Below are 21,549 nucleotides of genomic sequence, written 5' to 3'. Positions count from 1 at the left end.
CCGGATCGCCGACGGCCGGGCTACGGCGGGTCAGCCGTCCAGCACCGCGCGGGTCAGGGCGGCGAGCCCCGCCTCCCAGCGCTCCTCGGGCCAGTCCCGCAGATGTTCCACGAGGTCGCTGCGGACCGCCGCCAACAGGGCATGGGCCAGGTAGTCCGCCGACTCCGGCCCGCGCGCCTCGGTCACGAGGGAGACCAGCAGGGCGTGCCACTGCGGGTACGACCCGGTGCGGTAGGGGCTGCCGTCGCCCGCGTTCTCCAGCGCCAGCGTCAGTACCCGACTGTCCCGTTTGAACCGCACCACCTCGCGGAGCAGGTGCAGGGCGCGCTCCGCCGGTGAACCGTCCGGCTGCTCCGTCGTCAGGGCCGCCCGCAGCAGGTCGACGCGCTGCGCGTGCAGGGCACGCAACAGTCCCATCCGGTCGCCGAAGCCGCGGAACAGCGTCCCCTTGCCCACCCCGGCGGCAGCGGCGACGTCGTCCATCGAGACCTGGTCGGGATCGGTCGCGGCGTGGAACAGCCGGTCCGCGGCGGCCAGCACCGCCGCCCGGTTTCGTGCCGCGTCGGCGCGCACATCCTCTCCTCTCGCAAACGGACCATCAGTCCGCTACAGTGAAACGGACCAGCCGTCCGCTATGGTAGCCCCGCAGCGGGACGGCACCGACGACCAGGGGACAACCGTGCCGAACCCTGCCACCACCCTGTTCCACCGGGCCATGCACCTGCTGCTCGCCAAGGACATGCCCGGATTCATCGCCCTGTTCGCCGACGACGCCGTGCTGGAGTTCCCGTTCGCCCCGCCCGGGCAGCCGGGCCGGGTCGCCGGCCGGGCCGCCGTGCACGACTACCTCATCGACTACCCGGACAGCCTCGACGTCCACGAGATCACCGAGGTCACGGTGCACGAGACGACCGACCCGGCGGTGATCGTCACCGAGTTCACCGCCGTCGGCGTCGTCGTCGCCACCGGCGAGCCCTACCGGCTGCGCTACATCGCGGTGCTGACCGTCCGCGACGGCCACATCGTGCACTACCGCGACTACTGGAACCCGCAGGCCGCACAGGACCTGCTCGGCGGCGGGCTGGTGCGGTCATGATCCTGGTCACCGGAGGCACCGGGACGACCGGCCGGCTCGTCGCCGCCGGCCTCGCCACCACCGGCCACCCGGTCCGCGTCGCCAGCCGCCGGGCGTCCGCCGGGGACGTCCGCTTCGACTGGTACGACCCCGACACCCACCTCGCCGCGGTGGACGGCGTGACGGGCATGTACCTGGTCCCGCCCGTCGGCGAGGTGGATCCCGCCCCGGTCATGCTGCCGCTGCTGGAACGGGCCCGCGCGCGGGGCGTCCGGCGGGCCGTCCTGCTCGGTTCCTCGGCGGTGGAGACGGGCACCCCCGGCGTGGGCGAGGTGCAGGCCCGGCTGGGCGACCTGTTCCCCGGCTGGGCGGTGCTGCGACCCTCCTGGTTCATGGAGAACTTCGTCGGCGACCATCCACACGCGGTGAGCGCCCGCGAACGCGGAGAGATCATCAGCGCCACCGGCGACGGCCGGGTCGGCTTCGTCGACCCGGCCGACATCGCCGGGGTGGCGGTCCGCGCCCTCACCGATCCGACGCCGCACGACACCGAGCACGTCATCACCGGCCCCGAGCGGTTGAGCTACGCCGACATCGCCGCCATCCTCACCGACACCGGCGGTCGACCGGTCCGGCACCGGGCCGTCAGCGCGGCCGAACTCACGGCGTACCACGAGGCCAACGGCCTGCCAGCCGACTTCGCCCGGTTCCTGGCGAGTCTCGACGGGGCGATCGCGGCCGGGGCGGAGGACCGGACCACCAGCACCGTCGCGGACGTGACCGGCCGGGCGCCCCGGTCGTTCCGGGACTTCTGCCGCGACCGGCTGCCCGGCGGGGCACCAGCACACCGACCCGACCCGACCCGCTCCGGCCGGCGTGGCCGCCACACCACCGATCACACAGGGTGACGCCGGTGACCGTACCGAGGATCCACCGGCACGGGCCAGGTCGGCGGACGTTCCCGAGTCCTCTTCGCCTTTTCGGTGATCGGCACTAGGCTCTGCCCGTCCAGAGTGGATGACCACGGAGGTGCCCATGAAGAAGATGACCGTCCGTCGTACGAGTGCACTGCGTCTGGTGTCCGGCGCCCGCCGGCTCTGGATCGAGTGGTGCTGGTAACTGCCGGCCCGGCGGGCGCCCCCGGGCGCCCGCCCTCGGCGATACCGGACCACCCGTGACAGACGAGCCGCACTACGACTGCCACCGCGACCTCGGGCCGTACGCCGGGGTCGCCGACCTGCTCCGCCGGATCGCCGCCGACCGCCCCCGGCTGGCCGCCCGGCACCGCACCGAACTGCGGTCCATCGCGCCCCGACCCGACCCGACAGCCCGCACCGCCGCCGACGAGGCGCCGATCCGGTTCCACCCCGCCCGACGCACCGCCGCCCTGGCCTACGGCGCGACCGAGTTCGTGGCGGCCTGGGCGGGCACCCTGCGCCGGCCGGTCACCCTCCGGTTCGTCCACGTCGGCGCGGCCGACGAGACCACCCGCGAGCTGCTGGACGCGTTCGCCGGCCGGCTCGGGGCGTACCCGGTGCGGCTGGACCTGCGCGACGACGGCCCGCAACGGCCGGCGGTCGAGGCGACCCCGGCGGCCCTGCGCACCGCCCTCGGCGAGAGCCTGGCCGCCGGCTTCTACCACCACGCGGCCCGCACCGCCCGGCACGGACGCACCCTGGTCACGCCGCACGACGACCTGCGGCACTGGTGGGCGTTCACCACCGGCCTGGCCACCGCCCTGGCCGCGCTGGACCGGGCCACCGAGGCGCTCGACCTCTACCACGAGACCCGGACCGTCACCGACGATCCGCAGATCACCATGTCGGCCGCGTACGCCACCGCGATGCTGTACGCCCGCCACCTGCCCGCCGACGCGCAGGACCCGGCGCGGGCGCGGCACTGGCTTGCGCAGGCGCTCCGGCTCGCCCGGACGGTGCCCGACCCCCGGCAGCGGGTGCTGTCGACCGTCTTCTACGAGCAGGGCGTGGCCCTGCTGGACAGCCGGGCGGGGGAACCGGAGCGCGCGCTGCGCCTGATCGACGACGGGCTGGCCCGGCTGACGGCGGTGCTCGCCCCGGGCGAACGACCGCAGGACGTGGCCCGGCTGCGGCACAACCGGGCCCAGGTCCACCTGGCGCTGGGCGACCCGGAACGCGCCCTGACCGAACTCGACACGGTGATCGGTCACGACCCCGACAACTGCGAGTACTACGTGGACCGGGCCGCCCTGCACCGGGCCGCCGGACGACGCCGGGCCGCGATCCGGGACTACGGCAGCGCGATCCGGCTCGGCCCGCACCTGCCGGAGGCGTACTACAACCGGGCGGTGTTGCACCAGGAACGGGGCCGCACCGGGCGGGCCCGCGACGACCTGGACCGGGTGCTCGCCATCGAGCCGGGGCACCTCGACGCCCGGATCGCCCTGGTCAACCTGGACCTTGAGCGGGGGTCGCTCGACGCCGCCGAGGCGGGGGCGCGGGCCGGGCTGGCGCGGGCCCCGCAGGAGCCGGCCCTGCTGTGCACGCTCGGACTGGTCCGCTCCGAGCGCGGTGACCCGGCCGGTGCCGAGGAGCTGTTCAGCCGCGCGGTGGCCGGTGATCCGGAACTGGTCGAGGCGTGGACGAACCGGGCCACCGTCCGGTTCGACCGGGGGGAGGTCGACGCCGCCGTGGCCGACCTGGACCGGGCGGTCGCGCTGTCGGCGGCGCCGGTGCCCCGCTACAACCGGGGCACCGCGCTGGCTCGGCTCGGCCGCTGGGACGCCGCCGCCCGGGACTTCACCGCCGCGCTCGCCGCGCCCGACCTGGACCGGTCACTGCGCCGCGAACTGCGCACAGAACTCGCCCGCTGCCGCAGGCACACCTCCTGACCGGCCGCGCCGCGCGACGGCGACCCCGGGGCGACGACCGTCGGGGTGCGCGGCCCGCGCACCCCGACGGTCGGCCGGTCAGCTGCGCAGGCTCCACTGCTGGTTGGTACCGCCGTTGCAGGCCCAGAGGATCAACTTGGTGCCGTTGGCCGTGCCGGCTCCGTTGGCATCCAGGCACAGGCCGGACTGCACGCCGGTGATCGTGCCGTTGGCGTTGACGTTCCACTGCTGGTTGGCCTGCCCGTTGCAGTCCCAGATCACCACCTGGGTGCCGTTGCCGGTGCCCTGCCCGGAGGCGTCCAGGCACTTGGAGCCGTAGACCATGAGCTGCCGGCCGGTGGTCTGGGTGAACCGCTGGTTGGCCGCACCGGTGCAGTCCCAGAGCTGGGCCTGGGTGCCGTTGGTCGTGCTGGAGCCGCCGATCTCGGCGCACCGGCCGGACTGCCCGCCGACGATCTGCACGCCCTGCGCCGGTGGGTTGCCCGTGCCCTGCACACCCGCGTTGGCGATCACGGTCTGCGCGCCCGAGGGCCAGTTGTTGTTGCTGACCACCGTGTTGTTGTTGACCACGTTGCCCCGGTCACCGTTTGTCACGTTGGTGCTGTTGTTGGTCGACCAGTTGAAGGTGACGGTGAAGTTGCCCATGTTCTCGGCGTACCAGTAGTTGGCGGTGGCCCAGGTGCCGGTGTTGGCGAACACGTTGCTGCGGGCGGTGTAGTAGCGGGAGCCCTCGTCGAAGTAGAGCCCGAACCAGCCGTTGGTGCGCAGGCAGTGGTTCTCGGTGATGCTGCCGCCCGGGTTGGCCGACAGCGTGTAGATGCAGCCGCCGTCGGTCATCTGCTGCATCACGTCGTGCACGTAGTTGCCGACGACCTGGTTGTTGGTCGCGGTGGTCGCCGTCGAGTAGCGCGGCTGGTAGTTGTACAGGCCACGGTTGGCGTAGTGGTTGCTGCCGCCCGCGTCGTTGGCGCCCCAGCCGTACCCGACCGACAGCCCGGTGTACGGCATGTTGTAGACCTCGTTGTGCGACACCAGCGAGGTGTTGACGTACGTGGTCAGGATCGACACCACGCCCCGGTACTCCAGGCCCAGGTCGTGTACCCGGTTGTTGCTGATGGTGATGTTCCGGTTGACCATCCGCTGGTCGCCCGGGTGGTGGGCGTCGGCGCGTACCCCGCCGACCACCACGCCGCCGGCCGAGCTGCGGGCGATCTCCGAGCGGGTGACGGTGATGTTGCCGGCCCCCAGGCCGACCCCGCTGGCGTGCGCGTTGGCGTCGTTGCCGATGCCGATGGCGGTCTGCCCGAGGTTGACGAACTGGGAGTCGCTGAAGGTGATGGTGTTGGCGGCGGAGACCTGCACGGCGGCCGGCATCTGGTTCCAGTTCGGCCGGGTCGCCTCGAACAGCGGGCAGCCCTCCTGGCAGGAGGTCAGCGCGTCGGCCGGGCGGGCCCAGGTGCCGGTGATGTGCGCGCCGGTCTGCTGGTCGGCGAAGCCGTTGCTGCTGCTCGGGCCGAGCCAGCTGGTGCCGGTGAAGGTGATCCCGCTGAACGTGATGTGGTGCGCCGGGGCGTCGTAGCTGCCGCCGACGTTCACCAGCGACTGCAACTGCGGCAGCTCCACGCTGACGCTGTTCATGTTCTGCCCGGCCAGCGGGATGTAGTTGAGCTGCCCACTGCCCGGATTCAGGTACCACTCCCCCGGGCTGTCCAGGAACTCGTACGCGTTGGCCAGGTAGAACGGGCCGGCGCGGTGCGGCTTGGACAGGGTGTCGAAGCCGAAGGTGTTGTTGTTCCAGGCCGGCTGCTGCATCGTGAGGAAGTTGCCGCTGATGCTCTGCACCGGGGAGTACCGGTCGGTGAACGAGCCGACGCTCTCCACCTCGACCCGGTTCTGGTTGCCCAGGTTGTTGAGGTAGCTCAACGCGCCGTTGCTGAACCGCATGCCGCTGGTGGTGAAGGTGAAGTCGGCCCGGTTCACGGCGGTGCGGGCCCGGGTGGCGACCGCCCCGTTGACGTAGAGCTGCCGGCTGTCGAGCCCGGCGGGCACGTTCGCCCGCCAGATGTTCTTCCCGGCGTCGACCTGCGACCAGCCGGTGACCGCACGCGCCCCGCTGATCTGCGGGCGGGCCGACGCGGCGGCCCGCCAGGTCACGGTGTAGCCGTTGGTGCCGGAGTCGGCGGCGGTGAACCGCAGCGGCGCGGCCAGCCGGTAGACGCCGTCGGCCAGCTCGACGACGATGTCGCCGGACATCCCGGCGGTGCGGGACCGGACGGCGTTCTGCGCCTCGGTCAACGAGCAGGGCTGGCTGGTCGAGCAGGCGGTGCCGCTGCCGGCGGGGGACGCGTAGAGGGTGGTGGTGGCGGCGAGGGCGGGACCGGCCGGGGCGAGCACGGCGACCGTGGCGGCGAGCGCCGTGGCGGCCAGGCCGGCCAGCACCGGTCCGCGCCGGGCGGGTGGTGTCGGGACGGACACGGGTGGGACTCCAATCGTGGTGGGGTGGTGGGGTGCCCGGCGTAGCGGTGGAATCATGCCGCGGCCGGGGCGAGCAGTCCGGCGGCCCGCAGCGCCGGCCACAGCGCCGCCGGGACGTCGGCGTCCGCGCGGGTCAGCGTCTGCGTGACCTGCGCACGGTTGCGCAGGCCGACGACCGTCGAGACCACGGCGGGATGGGAACGGACGAAGGCGAGCGCCGCCTGCGGCAGGGTGACGCCGTACGCCTGGCAGACGTCGGCGATCCGGTGGGCCCGGTCGATCAGCTCCGGTGGGGCCTGCTGGTAGTTGTAGGTCGCGTCGGCCGGGGGCCGGTCCTGCGACAGCAGTCCGGAGTTGTAGACCCCGGCGGCCACCACGCCGACGCCCCGGCGCTCGGCGGCGGGCAGCAGGTCGGCCAGCGCTCCCTGTTCCAGCAGGGTGAACCGGCCGGCGCACATCACCACGTCGACGTCGGTCTCCTCGACGAACCGGGTGAGCAGGTGGGACTGGTTCATCCCGGCCCCGATGGCCCCCACCACCCCCTGGTCGCGCAGCTCCACCAGGGCGGGCACCGCCTCGGCGGCGGTTTGTTCGAAGTGGTCGTCGGGGTCGTGCAGGTAGACGACGTCCACCCGGTCCAGGCCGGTGCGTTCCAGGCTGGACTCCAGCGAGCGGAGTACGCCGTCGCGGCTGAAGTCCCAGACCCGCCGGTGGTCCGCGGGCACGTCGAACCCTTCCGGGTCGCGCCGGTGCGCGTCCTGCGGCGACGGTACGAGCAACCGCCCGACCTTCGTCGACACCACGTACTCGTCGCGCGGCCGGGTACGCAGCGCCGCGCCGATGCGCCGTTCGGACAGTCCGAGCCCGTAGTGCGGCGCGGTGTCGAAGTAGCGCAGGCCACCCGCCCAGGCGGTGTCGACGGCGGCGGCGAACTCCTCGTCGGTGGTGGCCCGGTAGAGGTTGCCGGCCTGTGCCGCGCCGAACCCCAGCGCGGTGAGGCGCACCGAGGGCCGCCGTGGCAGCCCACGGGCCCTCACGACGACTCCGGCCGGTAGACCCGGCGGGCGGTGTGCCGCCAGATCGCCGCCCGCTCGTCGTCGCCGAGCGGGTCGAGCAGCTCCGCCAGCGTGTCGACCCACCTGTCGTACGTGCTGGCGAGCAGGCAGACCGGCCAGTCGGAGCCGAACATCAACCGGTCCGGGCCGAACGCGTCGAGGGCGTGCTCGACGGCCGGGCGCAGGTCCCGCGGTGTCCAGGATGACCGGTGCACCTCGGTGACCAGGCCGGAGAGTTTCGCTGTGGTGTTGGCCGGGGCGGCCAGGGCGCGCAGGTCGCGGGCCCAGTCGTCGAGGTCCGTCCCGCCGAGGGCGGGCTTGCCGAGATGGTCCAGGACGAACCGCACCTCGGGCAGGTCGCGGGCCAGCCGACCGGCCGCGCCCAGTTGGTGCTGCCGGACCAGCAGGTCGAAGGCGAAACCGGCGGCGCCCACCGCGGTGATCCCCCGCCGCACGTCGGCCCGATCCAGGAACCCCGGGTCGGGCTCGTCCTGCACGCTGTAGCGGACGCCGACCAGCAGGTGGCCACCGCGGGCCGCCCGCAGCCGGGCCAGCCGGTCGACGACGTCCGGCGTCGTGACGTCCAGCCAGCCGACGACCCCCCGGACGAGCGGATGGTCGGTGGCGACGCCCAGCAGGTCCACCGTCTCGGCCTCGGTGGAGTTGGCCTGCACCAGCACCGTCTCGGTGACCCCGGCGGCGCGGGTGACCCGGGCCAGGTCGGCCGGGGTGAAGTCGGCGTCGATGGCGGCCATGGTGGTCGGGTCGATCCAGGGCTGCGGGTGCCGGGCCCGCACCCAGAGGTGGTGGTGGGCGTCGACGGTGCCGGGTGGCGCGCTCACCGGCCGAGCCATCCGCCGTCGACGGGCAGGACGATGCCGTTGACGTAGTCCGAGGCCGGGGCGGCCAGGAACACCGTCGCACCGGCCAGGTCGGTGGCGTCCCCCCACCGGCCGGCCGGGATACGGGTCAGGATGGCCCGCTCGCGTTCCGGGTCCTCGCGTAGCGCCCGGGTGTTGTCGGTGGCGATGTAGCCGGGGGCGACGGCGTTGACGTTGACCCCGTGCGCCGCCCACTCGTTGGCCAGCGCCCTGGTCAGCCCAGCGAGGCCGGACTTCGCGGCGGCGTAGCCGGGGACGGTGATGCCGCCCTGGAAGCTGAGCAGCGACGCGGTGAAAATGATCTTCCCGTGGCCCCGGCGCACCATCTCCCGGCCGATCTCCCGGCTCAGCACGAACTGGCTGGTCAGGTTCACCTCGATGACGTGGTCCCACATCTCGTCGGGGTGCTCGGCGGCCGGGGTGCGGGCGATCGTGCCGCCGTTGTTGACCAGGATGTCGACCGGGCCGAGCGCGTGCAGGTCCCCGACGAGCCGGCGGACCGCGGCCCGGTCGGCCAGGTCGGCGCGCAACGCGGTGAACGAGCGGCCCGCCGCGCGTACCCGCTGCTCCACCTCGCTGCCGGTGGCCTCCATGTTCGCCGAGACGCCGACGACGTCGGCGCCAGCGACGGCCAGCGCCTCGGCCATGGCCAGCCCGATGCCCCGGCGCGCGCCGGTCACCACGGCCGTACGGCCGGACAGGTCGAACAGGGCGTTCACCGGTCGGCCTCCTGCCAGTCGAGCAGCACCTTCAGCGCCACTGCGTTCATGCGTGCTCCCTCGTGGTCGGGTCAGTGCGGGACGGCGGACGGCAGGCCGTCGTGGTGGTGGTGCGTCGGGGCGTCGGGCAGCGGGGGGACGTACCGGCCCGCCGGGGTCACGGCCGGGTCGGCCACGGCCAGCAGCCGGCGGCCGGCCCGTTCCGGCCGTACGTTGGGACCGTCCGGCGTCGGTACATCGGAGCGGCGCGGGTACCTGCCGATCTCCTCCTCGCAGACCGTGACGCCGAGCCCCGGGGAGTCGCCGAGGACGAACGCGCCGTCCTCGACGTGCAGGTCGCGGGTGATCCCGACCGGCGGGTGGAGGTCCTGCAACTCGCTGACCATGTGGTTGGGCACCGACGTGGCGGCATGCAGCAGGCCGACGGGGTGGTTGCCGATCGGGCTGACCGGCAGGTCGTAGGCGTGCGCCAGGGCGGACACCCGCAGGAAGTGGGTGACCCCCCACACCGCGGCCATCTGCACGACGTCGACCGCCGCCGCGGCGATCAGCGGCCGGTACTGCTCCAGGCCGGTGAGGTTCTCCCCGGTGGCGACGGACGCCCGGATCCCACGTCCGACGACGGCCAGGCCCTCGGCGTCCCACCGGCGGACGGGTTCCTCGATCCAGGCCAGGTCCAGGGTGCGTTCGAGTTCACCCACGTGCCGGACGGCCTGCTTACGGGTCCACGCCTCGTTCACGTCGAGCATCAGGCCGGGCCGCTGCCCCCGCCCGGCCTCGGTCAGCACGTCGCGGACCACGTGCAGCCGGTGCCGGTCCCGCTCGATGTCGAGGCCGCCCTTGAGTTTGGCGGCCCGCAGCCCGTGCCGGGCGTACAGCTCGTAGGTGGCGGCGAGCGCGTCGTCGTCGAGGCCGATATCCAGACCGGAGGCGTACGCGGGCACCCGCCTGTCGCGTCCGCCGAGCAGCCGCCACAGTGGTTGCCCCGCCGCCTGGGCCTTGATGTCCCACAGCGCGGTGTCCAGCGCCCCGATGGTGCCGAACACCGAGCCGGCGTGGCCCGCCTTGAAGGTCTGCCGCAGCATCCGGTCGTAGAGGGTGGTCACCGCGCGGGGGTCCTCCCCGTCGATCGCGGCGAAGATCCGTTCGGCGTCGGTGTGCGGGCCGAGGCCGACGCCGGTGATGCCCTCGTCGGTGTCGACCAGGATGATCGGCACGGCGGTCACCCCGTCGGCGAACACGCCGTTGGCGTCGCCGACGGGCCGCCCCCACTCCTGCACGGTGGTCAGGGTCCGGTATCCGGTGATCCGCATGTCAGCCCTTCGTGGCGCCGGCGGCGACACCGTCGGCGATCTGACGCTGGAGGAAGAGGTAGATCACCAGGACGGGCACCGCGGCGATCAGCACCCCGGAGGCGAAGGTGGGGATGTCGTCGGAGTACTGGCCACGCAGCGAGGTCACCCCGACCATCAGCGTGCGGTGCTCGGCCGAGGGCATCAGCAGCAGCGCGATCAGCACGTCGTTCCAGCAGAACAGGGCGTCGAGGATGCCGACCGACAGCAGCGCCGGGGTGCCCAGCGGCAGCATGATCCGCCGGTACACCCCGTAGACGCTGTTGCCGTCGATCCGGGCCGCGTCGACGATCTCGGTCGGGATGGTCTTGTAGTAGCTGGTCATCAGGAAGATCGTGAACGGCAGGAACTGCGCCACGTAGGCCAGCACGAGCCCCGGGTAGGTGTCGACCAGGCCGGCGTCCGCCATGACCCGGGCCAACGGCACCATGATCACCTGGAACGGCACGAACAGCGCCGCGAGGCAGCACAGGAAGAGCACCGACGAGCCCCGGAACCGCAGCTGGCTCAAGGCGAAACCGGCCATCGAGCCGAAGAGCAGCAGCAGGAGCACCGAGGCCGTCACCACGCCCACCGAGTTGGCCAGGTAGCGGGCCATCCCCACGCTGTTCCACGCCGCGCCGATGTTCTCGAAGCGTAGGGCGTCGGCCAGGGAGAACCGGTCGAGGACGTACTCGCGGCGGGTCTTCATGGCGACGTTGGCGGTGAACACCAGGGGGTAGACGGTCGCCAGGGCCAGCACGGCCATCGGGAGGGCGAGCAGCCACCGCCCCCACCGCAGGTGGGACATCATGCCTCCCTCACCGCCCGCCGGAGCAGGCTGATCTGCCCCAACCCCACCACGAGCATGATGAGGAAGAGCACCGTCGAGGCGGCCGAGGCGAGCGCCGGCCGGTTCAGCTGCCCCTGCTGGATCCAGATGTAGTACTCCGGCAGGTAGGTGGCGCCCTCCGGACCGCCGCTGGTCATCACGTACAGCAGGCCGAACATCGAGGTCAGCATCCCGATCATCGTGGTGACGACGACGAACTGGATGGTGCGGGAGAGGCTGGGCACGATCACGTGCCGGATGGTCTGCGGCAGCGACGCGCCGTCCACCCGGGCGGCGTCCAGCAGCGAGGCGTCCAGGGTGGCGAAGCCGGCGAGGAACACCACCAGCGCCATCCCGAAGGTCGCCCAGACGTGCACCCCGACCACCACGAACATCGCCACGTCCGGGTCGCCCAGCCAGTCCACCGGCCCGAGGCCGGCCCCGCCGAGCAGGGCGTTGAGCGGGCCGTCGAAGGCGAGCAGGAGGTTGAAGATGGCCCCGACGATGACCGGGGACAGCACGGCCGGGAAGAAGTAGACGCTGCGGTAGAGCCGGTGCCCGGGGACCCGCAGGTAGATGAAGGTGGCCAGCAGGCCGGGAACCGCCACCGCCACCGGCAGCAGCAGCACGAGCAGCCCGACGTTGCGCAGCGCACCCAGGAACAGCGGGTCCCGCGCCAGCTCCAGGTAGTTGGCCAGCCCGACGGCCGACCCGTCGCGCTCGCCGTCGCCGGTGAACGAGAAGTTCACCCCCAGCAGCAGCGGCCAGAACCGCAGCAGCAGCAGGATCAGCAGGGCCGGGGCCAGCAGCACGTACGGGGCGAGGCGCTCGGAGCGCCGGCCGCCGCGACCGCGACGTGGGGTGACCCGCGACCCCGACCCGGCCCGTCGCGGCGGACCGGCGGGAGCCGGGCGGAACGCCGGCGTCACCTCGTCGACCGGCACGGCTCAGCCGGCCTGGTCGGAGGCGGCCAGCTGCTTCACCGCCTCGTCGACGGTGACCGAGCCGCTCAGCAGCTGCTGGGAGAGCCGGCCCATCAGGTCCAGGGTCTTCGAGGACAGCGCCACGTGCAGGGCGGGCTTGCCGGCCTTGAGGTCGGCGACGATGGTGGTCACCGCCGGGCCGCCCTGGGAGACGTCGATGGTGGTGTCGGCGGCGATCGCCCCGGCGTCGGCGTAGAACGACTTCAGCGCGTCGGTCGAGGTCAGCGAGCGCACCAGGTCGGCGGCGACCCTGGGGTCCTTCGTCCATCTGGCGACCCCGTAGCCGATGCCGCCGTCGTAGGGCAGGCTCGGGGTGGCGCCGGGTTCGACGACCGGGGCGGGCATCACCCCGAGCTTCTCGGCGGTGAGGAACTCGCTGAAGTCCTTCCAGTGCCCGACGTCGGACATCAGCCCGATGACGTGGGCGGCCCTGGCGGACTGGAAGATGGCGAACGAGTCGTTGAACATCGCCGTCGAGTTCGCCCCGTCGCTGTTGAGTTTTGCGTCCTGGGTCTGCTTCCAGAGCGCGAAGATCCGCTTGACGTGCGGGGAGTTCCAGTTCCGCCGGCCGGCGATCCAGTCGTCGTACTCCTGCGGGGTGAGCACGCCGGAGCCGAGGGCGGAGAGGAAGAACTGGATGCCGAAGCCCTCCTTGTTGCCCAGGGCGAAGCACTTCGCGCCGGTCTGCTTGGTGAGGGTGGCGCAGTTGGCGACGAACTCCGGCCAGGTGGTGGCCGGCTTGGCGGGGTCGAGGCCGGCCTTGGCGTAGAGGGTCCGGTTGTAGTAGATCGGGTGGCCCTGCAAGGTGACCGGGCCGGCGTAGGTCTTGCCGTCCTTGCTGAACGCCTCCCAGCCGGTGAGCCGCTGCCGGTCCCCCGCAAGGTATTCGTCGAGCGGCAGCAGCGCGTCGACCCGGTCCCGGATCTGGCCGCCGCCGTTGAACAGGATCACGTCCGGGCCCTTGCCGGCCTGGATCGCCGTGCCGAGCAGCGTGTAGTACTGCTCGAAGGGCTGGGCGACGAACTCGACGGTGACGCCGGGGTGCTTGCGGGCGAAGTCGGCCTTCGCCTTCTCCAGGTACGCGGCTGAGGACGCCTCGCCGGACTTCCAGTCCCAGACCACGAGCTTCCCGTCCGCCCCGCCGGACGGGGAACGCGTCCCGCCGGCGCTCCCGCAGCCGGCCAGCGCCAGCGTCGCGACGAGGACGGCCGACCACACTGCTCGCTGCTTCATCGCTGCTCACCTTCGAACTCGGTCGATAGCGCTGATCGAGACACATGAATTGACGAGAAAGTAACTCGTATGACGTATGACGTCAACAGTGGGACGTAGAATTCGCGGCAGTCAGGTCGTGGCGCGGTCCGCGGGAGTCACTGGAGGGGACATGACGGCACGAGAGGTCACCCTGAACGCGTCGACACCGCCGAGCTGGGCGCGACGACCGGCCAACCTCGCCACGGCCGTCACCGCCGAACTGGTGGAACGCATCGTACGCGGAGTTCACCCGCCCGGCGCCCCGCTGCCTCCCGAGCCGGCGCTGTGCGAGGCGTTCTCGGTCAGCCGCACGGTCGTCCGGGAGGCGGTGAAGATCCTCCAGGAGAAGGGCCTGGTGCAGGTCCGCCAGGGCAGCGGCACCATCGTCACCCCACCGTCGATGTGGGACATGCTCGACGAACTCGTGCTCGCCGCGACCATCGCCGAGGACGACAGCCTGACCATCCTCGACGACCTGGTGGCCACCCGGCGGGTGCTGGAGTCCGACATGGCCAACGTCGCCGCCCGGCTGGCCGACCAGGAGACCGTCGACCGGCTGCGCGTCCTGGTCGACCGGATGGACGAACTCGTCGACGACCAGGTCGCCTACCACGAGCACGACCGGGCGTTCCACGACGTGATCATGCAGGCGTCCGGCAACCGGATCGCCCGGGGCGTGGTCCGGTCGCTGGAGAGCCAGGTGGTCAACACCGCCCGCTACATGGGCCGCTCCGAGCGGGCGCTGTGCGTGGCGTCCAACCGCGGGCACCGGCGGATCTACGAGCGCATCGCGGCCCACGACCCGGACGGCGCGGCCGAGGCCATGGTCACCCACATCACCGAGGCGTGGCTGGTCCGACGGGGCGGACCGGACACCGGTCGGCTGGTGCGCTGACCCGTCGGCGCGGCCGCCCGGAGTCGACCGGAAATGGCGCTCCGCAACCGACGGACGTCAATGGCTTGCGGGTGTTAACGATAACAAGATACCGTCGGCCGCGGGAGCGAAGGGCACGCTTCCGCGCTGTGCCACCGGCACCGGTCGGTGCAGCGAGGGCGGGCGCGGGCAACGTCGGTGGGACACCTCCGGGCACCTCCGTGGATGCTGCACGCCGCCGGGTCGGGTCGAGGGTTCGACGCGCCCGGAAGCCCCGGCGCACGTCGTCCACCGCCACCGTGGGTCCTGACACGACCGCGCCGACCGCAGAGCCGTCCCCGGCCGGGAGCGCGATCGGGCCGTGACGCCACACCCCGCGTACCCGCACGGCGGGCGACTCGAACACGTCCAGGCGCACCGGCAGACGGCCGGCGTGCCGGCGGAGTCCGGGTAGGCCACCGACGCGTCGACGCCCTCAACACGCATCGCCCACCCTGGGAGGTACTGGTGAAACCCGCACTGCCACCGCTGACCCGACTGCGGCGTACCCTCGCCTGGCTGGCGGCCCTGCTCCTGGTCTCGACCCTGCTGCCGGCCGGCACCGCGAAGGCCGACAACCCGATCGTCCAGCACATCTACACCGCCGACCCGGCCCCGCTGGTGCACAACGGCCGGGTGTACCTCTACACCGGCCACGACGAGGACGGCTCGACCTGGTTCACCATGAAGGAATGGCGGGTCTGGTCCTCCGCCGACATGGTCAACTGGACCGACCACGGCTCGCCGCTCAACGTCGCCACCTTCAGCTGGGCGAAGGCGGACGCGTGGGCGGGCCAGGTCATCGCCCGCAACGGCAAGTTCTACTGGTACGTGCCGGTGACCGCGAAGTCGACCAACTCGATGGCCATCGGGGTGGCGGTCAGCGACAGCCCCACCGGCCCGTTCCGGGACGCCATCGGCCGCCCGCTGGCGGCCAACGGCGAGATCGACCCGACCGTGTTCATCGACGACGACGGGCAGGCGTACCTCTACTGGGGCAACCCCAACCTGTGGTACGTCAAGCTGAACCCCGACATGATCTCGTACTCCGGCAGTGTCACCAAGATCCCGCTGACCACCGCCGGCTTCGGCACCCGGACCGGCAACGCCACCCGGCCCACCCTCTACGAGGAGGGTCCCTGGGTCTTCAAGCGCAACGGGACCTACTACAACGTGTTCGCCGCCGAGTGCTGCTCGGAGTTCATCGGCTACTCGACGGCCCCCGGGCCGCTCGGGCCGTGGACCTACCGGGGCACGGTCATGCCCCGGCAGGGCGGCAGCTTCACCAACCACGCCGGGATCGTCGACTTCAACGGCGGGTCGTACTTCTTCTACCACAACGGCGCGCTGCCCGGCGGTGGCGGCTACACCCGGTCGGTCGCGGTGGAGAAGTTCACCTACGGCACCAACGGCACCATCCCGACGATCAACATGACCAGCACCGGCGCACCGCAGATCGGCACGCTCAACCCGTACGTGCGGCAGGAGGCCGAGACGATCGCCTGGGGCTCCGGGATCGAGACGGAGGCCTCCAGCGAGGGCGGGATGAACGTCGGCTTCATCGAGAACGGCGACTACATCAAGGTCAAGGGGGTCTCCTTCGGCACCGGCGCGACCTCCTTCAACGCCCGGGTCGCCTCGGCCGGCAGCGGCGGCACCATCGAGGTCCGGCTGGACAGCCCCACCGGCACCCGGGTGGCCGGCTGCTCCGTGCCGGTCACCGGCGGCTGGCAGAACTGGCAGACCGTCTCCTGCCCGGTGTCCGGCGCCACCGGCACCCACGACATGTACCTGCGGTTCACCGGCGGCAGCGGCACCCTGTTCAACGTCAACTGGTGGCAGTTCAACGGCAGCGGCACCACCCCGACGCCCACCCCGACCGCGACGCCCACCACGACGCCCACCGCGACCCCCACCCCCACCCCGACGACCCCGGCCCCGACGACGCCGGCTCCGACGACCCCCTCCGGGCGGTCCTGCGCGGCCACCAACACCGTGGTCAACACCTGGCAGGGCGGCTTCGAGGGCAAGCTGACCATCACCAACGGGTCCACCCCGATCACCGGCTGGCGGGTGTCGTTCACCATGCCCAGCGGGCAGACGGTGGCCCAGGCGTGGAACGGCACCCTGACCCAGCAGGGCAACCAGGTGACCGTCACCAACGCCGCCTACAACGGGCAACTCGGAGCCGGTGGCTCCACCACCGTCGGCTACATCAGCTCGACCACCGGCAGCAACCAGCCACCGACCGACCTGACCTGTACCCCCGCGTGACCCCGTCGCGCGCCTGACGGTCGCGCCGGCCCGCTCCGCCCCACCGGGGCGGGCCGGCACCCCACCACCCGACACCACCGTCCGCACGACCCACCGGACGGGCGCTCGCCCGTGATCCGGTCCGCTGGAGGTTCCCATGTCCTTCCCGTCCCTCAACCGACGCCAACTTCTCCAGGCTGCCGGCGCCACCGCGCTCGCCTCCGCCGCGGGCGGCACCCTGCTCGGGTCCGGGCCGGCCGGCGCGGCCCTGGTGGTCCCCCCGGCCCGGACCGACCTGGGCGTCTCGGCGTACCCGTTCGAGCTGGGTCAGGTCCGACTGACCGCCGGCCGGCTGTTGGACAACCAGAACCGGACACTGAGCTACCTGCGGTTCGTCGACGTCGACCGGATGCTCTACAACTTCCGGGCCAACCACCGGCTGGGCACCAACGGGGCCGCGACCAACGGGGGCTGGGACGCGCCGTCCTTCCCGTTCCGCACCCACATGCAGGGGCACTTCCTCACCGCCTGGGCGCAGGCGTACGCGGTGCTCGGCGACACCACCTGCCGGGACAAGGCCAACTACATGGTGGCCGAGCTGGCCAGGTGCCAGGCCAACAACGGCGCGGCCGGATTCACCGCCGGCTACCTGTCCGGCTTCCCCGAGTCGGACTTCGCGGCGCTGGAGGCCCGGACCCTGTCCAACGGCAACGTGCCCTACTACTGCATCCACAAGACCCTCATGGGGCTGCTCGACGTGTGGCGCTACATCGGCAACACGCAGGCCCGCTCGGTGCTGCTGGCGCTGGCCGGCTGGGTCGACACCCGCACGTCGCGGCTGAGCTACAACCAGATGCAGGCGATGCTGGAGACCGAGTTCGGCGGCATGAACGAGGCACTGACCGACCTCTACCAGCACACCGGCGACGGGCGCTGGCTGACCGTCGCCCAGCGGTTCGACCACGCAGGCGTGTTCAACCCGCTCGCCAGCAACTCCGACCAGCTCAACGGCAAGCATGCCAACACCCAGGTGCCCAAGTGGATCGGCGCGGCGCGGGAGTTCAAGGCGACCGGCACCACCCGGTACCGGGACATCGCCAGCAACGCATGGAACATGACCGTCAACGCGCACACCTACGTCATCGGCGGTAACAGCCAGGCCGAGCACTTCCGGCCGCCGAACGCGATCGCCGGGTACCTGACCAACGACACCTGCGAGCACTGCAACACCCACAACATGCTCAAGCTGACCCGGGAGCTGTGGCTGCTCGACCCGAACCGGGTCGCGTACTTCGACTTCTACGAGCGTGCCCTGCTCAACCACGTCGTCGGCGCGCAGAACCCGGCCGACGGCCACGGCCACGTCACCTACTTCACCCCGCTCAAGCCGGGTGGTCGCCGGGGGGTCGGCCCGGCCTGGGGCGGGGGCACCTGGAGCACCGACTACAACTCGTTCTGGTGCTGTCAGGGCACCGGTATCGAGGCGAACACGAAGCTGATGGACTCGATCTACTTCTACAACGACACCACGCTGACGGTGAACCTGTTCGTACCGTCGGTGCTGACCTGGTCGCAGCGCGGGATCACGGTCACCCAGAGCACCAGCTACCCGGCGAGCGACACCAGCACGCTCACCCTCTCCGGGTCGATGAGCGGCTCGTGGAGCATCCGGGTCCGGATCCCGGCCTGGGCCACCGGCGCGACGATCGCCGTCAACGGCGTGACGCAGGACGTCGCCACCAACCCCGGCAGTTACGCCACGGTCACCCGTACCTGGGCGGCCGGCGACACCGTCACCGTACGGCTGCCGATGAAGGTCGTCGTGCAGCCGAGCAACGACAACGCCAACGTCGTGGCCCTCACGTACGGCCCGGCGGTGCTGGCGGGCAACTACGGCAACACCGCCCTGAGCGCCCTGCCGTCGTTGAACACCTCGTCGGTGACCCGGACGAGCACCGGCACCCTGGCGTTCACCGCCACCGCGAACGGGTCCACGGTCAACCTCGGGCCGTTCTACGACGCCCACGGCTTCAACTACACGGTCTACTGGAGCGCCAGCGGTGGCAGCACCGGCGGCAGCACCCGGATCGTCAACGTGGGCAGCGGCCTGGTGCTCGGCATCCAGAACATGTCCACCACCGACGGCGGGCTGGCCCTGCAGTGGGGCGACACCGGCACCGCCGACCACAACTGGGTGGTGGTGACCGACGGCGACGCGGTCCGGTTCCGCAACGTGCACAGCGGCAAGGTCCTCGGCGTGGAGAACATGTCCACCGCCGACAACGCCCGCGTGCTGCAATGGGCGGACAACGGCACCGCCGACCACCGGTGGACGCTGCTGAGCCAGGGCGACGGCACCTACAAGATCCGCAATGTCAACAGCGGGAAGCTGCTCGGCATCCTCAACGGCTCGACCGCCCAGGGCGCGCAGGCCGTGCAGGACAGCGACAACGGCAGCCCGGACAACCGGTGGCGGTTCGTCGCCAACCCGTGAGGACCACCGTCGGTCCCGCACCGCTGGCGAGACGGTGCGGGACCGACGGTGCCACGCAACGGGGCCGCCCTGTGCGGGGCGGCCCCGTTGCGTGTGTGCCGGGCGGACGGGTCAGGGGGTGGTGAGCTGGAACTGACGGATCGTGCTGGTGCCACCGAGGGTTTGGGTGGCGTGGTTGAACAGGGCGAACCGGTAGCCCATGAAGAACTGCCAGGTGTTGTCGAGGGTCAGCGCGTTGCCCAGCGCGGTGAAGGTGACCCCGTCGGTGCTGTAGGAGAACCGGGCCTGCCGGCCGGAGCCGGGGCGGATGTCGGCGGTGGCCCGTAGCCAGATGCGTCCCCCGCTGACCGGGGCGGAGGCGATCTCCGTACCGGTGTTGGTGGTCCGCCAACTGCCGTCCATGGTGAGGTTGCTGGTCATCGACACCCGGGTGGCGCCGTTGTCCCGGCGGACGCCGATCCAGGCCGACGAGTTGCGCAGCACCGCCAGCCCGGTCCGGTCGCCGTCGCGCAGCGCCGAGTAGTCGAGTTCGACGGTGGCGGTGGAGGTCGGCCCCTGGATCCGGTGGGTGACCGTGTTCCGGGCGCTGTAGAGGTCGTTGGTGACGGTGGCGGTCTGCAGGCGCAGGCCGTTGTTCACCGACCACTTGCTGTTGTCCGGGTTGTGGTTCCACTCCCACTGTGGGCCGAGGGTGCTGCCGGAGAACGTGTCGGTGCCGGTCAGCGGCTTGACCGGTCGGGTCGGCAGCGGGTTCGGGTACGACGTGCCCCAGCCGCCGTTGACCGTCTGGATCTGCGGCCAGCCGTCGGCGGTCCAGGTGATCGGGGCCAGGGCGGGCACCCGCCCACCGGGGTAGGCGTCCACGAAGGACATGTAGTACCACTGGCCGGCCGGGGTCTGCACCAGACCGCCCTGGTGCGGCACGCCGCCGCCGGAGATCGGGCCGGGCATGTTGAGCAGCACCTGCCGCATCTCGTACGGGCCGAACGGGCTCGACGACTTCAGCACGTACTGGCCGTTGGCCGGCCGGGTGAGCCAGATGTAGTAGCTGCCGTTGCGCTTGTAGAACCGCGCCCCCTCCAGGGTGCCCACGCTCGACGGGGTGGAGAAGACCTGCTGGCTGCGGACCTCGCTCCTACCGTCGGCGGACAGCTGCGCCACGCTGATCTGGGTGTTGCCGTAGGCGACGTACATGGTGTCGTTGTCGTCGACCAGCATGCCGGCGTCGTAGTAGCACTTGTTGATGGTGGCGTGCTGGTTCCAGGCGCCGTCGACGGCGGCGGCGGTGTAGATGTAAGTCTTGGCGAAGTCGATGCAGCCGGCCCAGTAGTAGGTGCGGTTGCTCGGGCGGTAGTTCAGCGTCGACGCCCAGATCCCGTTGACGTACGCCCGTGCGCCGGACATGTCGTACTTCGCGCCGAAGTCCAGCCTGGGCACCGAGTGCCCGGCGAACTCCCAGTTGACCAGGTCGTACGAGCGCAGGATGGGGGCGCCCGGCGAGTAGTGCATGGTCGAGGCGGACAGGTAGAACGCGTCGCCGACCCGGATGATGTCGACGTCGGCGAAGTCCTGCCACACCACGGGGTTGGTGTACGAGCCGCCCGCCGGTGGCGTGGTGGGCGGCGGCGTGGTGGGGGTGGTGCCGCCGTCGACCCGGACGAGCTGCCACTGCTGGTTGGTGCCGCCCCAGTCGGCGTACTGGACGATGTTGCCGCCGTCGGCGGTGGAGGCGTTCTGCACCTCGACGGCCTTGCCGCTGTTGCGGTTGAGCAGCCGGACGTAGCCGTCAGTCGAGTCGGCGAGCCGGAACTGCTGGTTGGTGCCGTTGCCGTCGGTCCACTGCACGATCGACGCGCCGTCGGCGGTGGAGAAGTTGTAGACGTCGAGGACCTTGCCCGAGAGCCGCGACTTCAGCCGGTAGTAGCCGCCGCCGGAGTCGACGAACTGCCACTGCTGGTTGGTACCGTCGCCACGGGTCCACTGGGTGATCCGCGCGCCGTCGTTGGTGGCGAAGTTGTACACGTCCAGCGCCTTGCCGCTGTTGCGGTTGACCAGCACGTACCAGGCGGTGGTGTCCACCGTCGCCGCCGCCGCGCCGGTCGACTCGATCACGACGAGCCCACCCCCGACCAGCACCGTCATCAGCGCGGCGACGACCCGCGACCACCAGCCGCGCCGTCGCCGGACGGCGACCGGCACCTCACCCATGGCTACCATGATCCTCCTTCACGAACGGTGGGACGACGGTCGCGCCGGGAACGCGGGCCACCGTCGTCGCATTGTTCGAAGCCTGCCGATGTCAGCGTTCACTCGGCGGTGCGTCCGCGATGGCGCACGACGCGGGCGCAGCGACGGGTCGGGCCTGCCGACCAGCCGCTGCGGGAACGGCTTCAGCTATCCATAGACTGTGAGCGA

At 71.7% G+C, this 21,549-nt stretch carries 16 protein-coding genes; 6 read left to right on the top strand and 10 right to left on the bottom strand.

All coding sequences use genetic code 11. The features are described from left to right. Positions 1-30 precede the first annotated feature (30 nt). Positions 31-573: a TetR/AcrR family transcriptional regulator gene (locus ACN260_RS11180; protein WP_363656972.1), complete on the bottom strand. Its 543-nt coding sequence runs from the start codon at positions 571-573 to the stop codon at positions 31-33. Positions 574-679: 106 nt separating this feature from the next. On the opposite strand from ACN260_RS11180, the gene ACN260_RS11175 reads away from it, so the two are divergent. From ACN260_RS11175 to ACN260_RS11165, 3 genes are all read left to right on the top strand, one after another. Continuing rightward, positions 680-1,096 (top strand): nuclear transport factor 2 family protein, encoded by a 417-nt coding sequence (locus ACN260_RS11175; RefSeq protein ID WP_422755895.1) that lies wholly within the window; start codon positions 680-682, stop codon positions 1,094-1,096. Beyond that, positions 1,093-1,983: an ergot alkaloid biosynthesis protein gene (locus ACN260_RS11170; RefSeq protein ID WP_422755894.1), complete on the top strand. Its 891-nt coding sequence runs from the start codon at positions 1,093-1,095 to the stop codon at positions 1,981-1,983. The genes ACN260_RS11175 and ACN260_RS11170 overlap by 4 nt, the downstream gene beginning before the upstream one ends. A gap of 266 nt (positions 1,984-2,249) precedes the next feature. Then, entirely contained in the window at positions 2,250-3,944 is a 1,695-nt protein-coding gene (locus ACN260_RS11165) for a tetratricopeptide repeat protein (RefSeq protein ID WP_422755893.1), read from the top strand. Positions 3,945-4,022: 78 nt separating this feature from the next. Here ACN260_RS11165 and ACN260_RS11160 read toward each other — a convergent pair whose 3' ends face one another. The 8 genes from ACN260_RS11160 to ACN260_RS11125 form a co-directional block, all read right to left on the bottom strand. Next, positions 4,023-6,419 carry an RICIN domain-containing protein gene (locus ACN260_RS11160; RefSeq protein WP_422755892.1) on the bottom strand — a complete coding sequence of 799 codons (2,397 nt, stop codon included), beginning with the start codon at positions 6,417-6,419 and terminating at the stop codon, positions 4,023-4,025. Positions 6,420-6,472: 53 nt separating this feature from the next. Continuing rightward, complete coding sequence (locus tag ACN260_RS11155; protein ID WP_422755891.1) at positions 6,473-7,456, bottom strand: aldo/keto reductase; 984 nt, start codon at positions 7,454-7,456, stop codon at positions 6,473-6,475. Further along, the gene (locus ACN260_RS11150) at positions 7,453-8,316 is read right to left on the bottom strand and encodes an amidohydrolase family protein (protein ID WP_422755890.1); all 864 of its coding nucleotides are present in this window, start codon (positions 8,314-8,316) and stop codon (positions 7,453-7,455) included. The genes ACN260_RS11155 and ACN260_RS11150 overlap by 4 nt, the downstream gene beginning before the upstream one ends. Then, positions 8,313-9,074, bottom strand: coding sequence for an SDR family NAD(P)-dependent oxidoreductase (locus ACN260_RS11145; RefSeq protein ID WP_422755889.1), 762 nt, complete (start codon positions 9,072-9,074; stop codon positions 8,313-8,315). Before ACN260_RS11145 ends, ACN260_RS11150 begins: the two co-directional genes overlap by 4 nt. 71 nt (positions 9,075-9,145) lie before the next feature. Continuing rightward, positions 9,146-10,387 carry a mandelate racemase/muconate lactonizing enzyme family protein gene (locus tag ACN260_RS11140; protein ID WP_422755888.1) on the bottom strand — a complete coding sequence of 414 codons (1,242 nt, stop codon included), beginning with the start codon at positions 10,385-10,387 and terminating at the stop codon, positions 9,146-9,148. Position 10,388: 1 nt separating this feature from the next. Then, entirely contained in the window at positions 10,389-11,216 is an 828-nt protein-coding gene (locus ACN260_RS11135; RefSeq protein WP_422755887.1) for a carbohydrate ABC transporter permease, read from the bottom strand. Beyond that, positions 11,216-12,181, bottom strand: a complete 966-nt coding sequence (locus ACN260_RS11130; protein ID WP_422755886.1) for a carbohydrate ABC transporter permease — start codon at positions 12,179-12,181, stop codon at positions 11,216-11,218. Before ACN260_RS11130 ends, ACN260_RS11135 begins: the two co-directional genes overlap by 1 nt. Positions 12,182-12,184: 3 nt before the next feature. Next, positions 12,185-13,453, bottom strand: a complete 1,269-nt coding sequence (locus ACN260_RS11125; protein ID WP_422755885.1) for an ABC transporter substrate-binding protein — start codon at positions 13,451-13,453, stop codon at positions 12,185-12,187. 151 nt (positions 13,454-13,604) lie between these two features. Here ACN260_RS11125 and ACN260_RS11120 point away from each other — a divergent pair, with 151 nt between their 5' ends. The 3 genes from ACN260_RS11120 to ACN260_RS11110 all read left to right on the top strand — a co-directional run bounded on the left by ACN260_RS11120 (position 13,605) and on the right by ACN260_RS11110 (position 19,134). Continuing rightward, on the top strand, positions 13,605-14,369 hold the full coding sequence (locus ACN260_RS11120) for a FadR/GntR family transcriptional regulator (protein ID WP_422755884.1): 765 nt from the start codon (positions 13,605-13,607) through the stop codon (positions 14,367-14,369). 486 nt (positions 14,370-14,855) lie between these two features. Next, complete coding sequence (locus ACN260_RS11115) at positions 14,856-16,661, top strand: family 43 glycosylhydrolase (RefSeq protein WP_422755883.1); 1,806 nt, start codon at positions 14,856-14,858, stop codon at positions 16,659-16,661. Positions 16,662-16,797: 136 nt separating this feature from the next. Next, positions 16,798-19,134, top strand: coding sequence for a beta-L-arabinofuranosidase domain-containing protein (locus ACN260_RS11110; RefSeq protein WP_422755882.1), 2,337 nt, complete (start codon positions 16,798-16,800; stop codon positions 19,132-19,134). Positions 19,135-19,245: 111 nt separating this feature from the next. On the opposite strand, the gene ACN260_RS11105 is transcribed toward ACN260_RS11110, so the two are convergent. Further along, positions 19,246-21,351 carry a family 43 glycosylhydrolase gene (locus tag ACN260_RS11105; protein ID WP_422755881.1) on the bottom strand — a complete coding sequence of 702 codons (2,106 nt, stop codon included), beginning with the start codon at positions 21,349-21,351 and terminating at the stop codon, positions 19,246-19,248. Positions 21,352-21,549 lie beyond the last annotated feature (198 nt).

Origin of the sequence: Micromonospora sp. WMMD708 (assembly GCF_049315245.1) — a bacterium.
Lineage (GTDB): Bacteria > Actinomycetota > Actinomycetes > Mycobacteriales > Micromonosporaceae > Micromonospora > Micromonospora wenchangensis.
Note: the sequence above shows the minus strand (reverse complement) of the source record. Positions and strands in the feature narration are given on the sequence as shown.

Coding starts and splice junctions, on each gene's coding strand:
- ACN260_RS11110 (WP_422755882.1), top strand. CDS start 16,798: ATGTCCTTCCCGTCCCTCAACCGACGCCAACTTCTCCAGGCTGCCGGC.
- ACN260_RS11135 (WP_422755887.1), bottom strand. CDS start 11,216: ATGTCCCACCTGCGGTGGGGGCGGTGGCTGCTCGCCCTCCCGATGGCC.
- ACN260_RS11170 (WP_422755894.1), top strand. CDS start 1,093: ATGATCCTGGTCACCGGAGGCACCGGGACGACCGGCCGGCTCGTCGCC.
- ACN260_RS11140 (WP_422755888.1), bottom strand. CDS start 10,387: ATGCGGATCACCGGATACCGGACCCTGACCACCGTGCAGGAGTGGGGG.
- ACN260_RS11105 (WP_422755881.1), bottom strand. CDS start 21,351: ATGGTAGCCATGGGTGAGGTGCCGGTCGCCGTCCGGCGACGGCGCGGC.
- ACN260_RS11125 (WP_422755885.1), bottom strand. CDS start 13,453: ATGAAGCAGCGAGCAGTGTGGTCGGCCGTCCTCGTCGCGACGCTGGCG.
- ACN260_RS11120 (WP_422755884.1), top strand. CDS start 13,605: ATGACGGCACGAGAGGTCACCCTGAACGCGTCGACACCGCCGAGCTGG.